3 protein-coding genes are annotated in these 2,761 nt (G+C 33.8%); all 3 read right to left on the bottom strand.

Annotated elements, in window-relative coordinates; genetic code table 11:
* A partial coding sequence (locus BBG48_RS10610; protein ID WP_116170986.1) for a motility protein A occupies nt 1-612 on the bottom strand: 612 nt, incomplete at its 3' end.
* Nucleotides 612-827: a flagellar FlbD family protein gene (locus tag BBG48_RS10605; RefSeq protein ID WP_068911417.1), complete on the bottom strand. Its 216-nt coding sequence runs from the start codon at nt 825-827 to the stop codon at nt 612-614. The genes BBG48_RS10610 and BBG48_RS10605, both read right to left, overlap by 1 nt.
* A gap of 481 nt (nt 828-1,308) precedes the next feature.
* The coding region (locus tag BBG48_RS10600; RefSeq protein WP_243446788.1) for a flagellar hook protein FlgE at nt 1,309-2,761 on the bottom strand (1,453 nt) is incomplete at its 5' end.

The raw sequence follows: 2,761 nt of genomic DNA, 5'->3' as shown, positions 1-2,761 counted from the left end.
AGCTATAGGCGTAAAAATCATGTTCGCCAACATTGAACCATACAATGTTGTTATAAGAGCTACCGCCATTGAAGGCCCTATACTAGATGCGTCAGACATAGTTTTTAACATTGCAATAAGACCTATAAGTGTACCTATCATACCATAAGAAGGTCCCATAGATGCAAGCATCTCCAAAAATCCTTGACCTTGTTTATGTCTTTCTTCTATAAAATCCAATTCCGTTTCTAAAAGATTTCTTACCAATTCCGGATCAGTGCCGTCAACTATAAGCATCAATCCTTTTTTTAGAAAATCATCGCTCATTTCATTTGATGCTTCTTCCAGTGACAGCAGTCCATCTTTTCTCGCTTTGTTTGCAAGTTCAATTATTTGTCTTATTGTTTTTGCCGGGTCATTATTTGGTGCTTTAAATGCTTTTCCTACAAATTTAGGCATACTTTTAAATGTATCCAATGGATATGCCATCATTGTAGCAGCAAAAGAACCAAGGACTGTTATGAAAACTGAAGGTATATCTACATATGTACCAAAGCCTTGTCCTCCAGATATGATACCAAAAACTATCGCACCTAAACAAAGAATAAATCCTATTAATGTAGCTAAATCCATTAATATTCACCCTCTCTTTTTCTCACTGTAAGTTGAGAGCCTATTTTTTGTCTAAATTCTGTCACTAATTTAACTATATCCTCAGCTGACTCTCTAACTAGGTATTTATGTTCATTATAAAGTGTAATTACTGTATCAGGAGTGCTATCAACAATTTCTATTAAATCACTGTTGAGCAAAAAGGAGCTACCATTAAGCCTAGTTAATTTAATCAATTTTCAACCTACTTTCTACAGAAAATAATTTTTTGCCTATTCGTATTTAATGTTTATGTACTAATAATTAAAGAGTTACCAGCATAAAAAGCACGATAAATCAACGTGAATATTATAACATGATTGTACTTATTTGTAAATCGATTAATAGTTTTTATTTAAAAAAAATATGGTTTTTTCCTTGAAAAAAACTGATACTGATACTAATACTAAATTACTTTGAAAATTGTAGCATACATATTAAAAAGGAATTTATGCTACTACCTCATGCAAAAATTTTTATAATTAAAACTAATACTACATTTTCTTATGTAAATTAGTATAATTTTGTATTATACTAATAATTTTAAGAATTTTTACAAAAAAGGAATAGAGAACTCAGTTCTCTATTCCTACGGCTAAATTTATAATTTGATTTTATATAACTTTCACACATTTTAAATCTTTACTTTATATTATATATTATGTTTAAAAGTTTTTATTAACGTTTAAGATTTACTAATTCTTCCAGCATTTGGTCTGTAGTAGAAATTGTTCTCGCATTTGCTTGGAAACCTCTTTGTGTGATTATCATCTGAGTAAATTCTTTTGCAAGGTCTACGTTAGACATTTCTAGTGCTCCTGATTGAAGTACACCGGCAGAGCCTGAGCCCGGTTTGACTATATTAGGGTCTCCAGAGTTTTGAGTTGGTGACCAAAGGTTGTCCCCTTCTTTCATAAGACCGTTATCGTTGGCAAATGTAGCAAGCACGATTTGTCCTAAAGCTTTTCTATCACCATTATTGTAGATTGCCGTTACTATACCATCACTGCCAATGCTAAATTTTGTCATTTTTCCTAGAGGGTAACCATCGTTTGTTTGAGATTTTACTTCTCCTTTTGTTTCAAACATGGTTACTCCAGTTAAATCAATTTTTGCATTTACATCTTCTGAGCCATTTATATTTGCATTAGTCATAAGTTTTACTGAAAAGTTTTCTAATGCCTTTTTAGAGTCATCAGTTAACTTACCATCTTCTTTAAATTGGATTCCGTTTGTTGGTATCCCACTTATCGTCGTACTATCTGCCGGTACCATAGACTTTCCATCAGGAGATACATAAAATACCTGTAATGCGTATTTTCTATCCTGTGGAGTACCTTGTTTAATAAAATCTATTCTAATGGTGTGTGCTCCACCTAATGTATCATACACCTTGAACGTAGCAGTAGCCCCGATAATACTTGTTCTTTTTTCTTGGTCATTGTCTGAGTATTCACCTTTAAGAGAATATTTACCCTTATCTCCGAAAGTAGCAGGTACCTTAGTAGGGTCATCAGGTATAATGTTATAAATTTGTTTTATGTCAGTTGGCATCTTGGCTATGCCAGTTCCCGCTCTTGAGTCAAGATTCCCTACAAGAGTTACATTCTTTGTAGCTCTTGGCTCTTTGATATCAGAAAGTGGTATTCTAATTCTATCTTTTGTTTCTATTATGTTTCCATTTGCATCCGCTTGATATCCTTGTACAAATCTACCATCTCTAGTTACTAGATAACCTTCTTCATCCGGTGTGAAGTTACCATCTCTAGTGTAAAATACACCGTCTGCCGATTTTACTTCAAAAAATCCTGCTCCTGAAATAAATACGTCTGTACCTATACCGGTAGAGTCTATATTGCCCGGATCCATAGCATTGTCTATACTATTGGTGGTCATACCTAGACCTACTTGACTAGGGTTGATACCACCTCTATCAACGCTTGTGCCTGATGCTCCTCTTACCATTTGGTTAAAGGTGTCTTTAAATGTCACTCTTGCAGCCTTATATGCTGTAGTACTCACGTTTGCTATATTATTTCCTATTACGTCCATTTTTGTCTGATGGTTCTTCAAAGAAGTAACAGCAGAGCTCATTGATCTCATCATAACGGTTTTTCCCCCTGTATAAATC

The organism is Criibacterium bergeronii, from assembly GCF_001693775.2.
GTDB lineage: Bacteria > Bacillota > Clostridia > Peptostreptococcales > Filifactoraceae > Peptoanaerobacter > Peptoanaerobacter bergeronii.
This window is presented reverse-complemented; position numbering and strand designations above follow the sequence as displayed.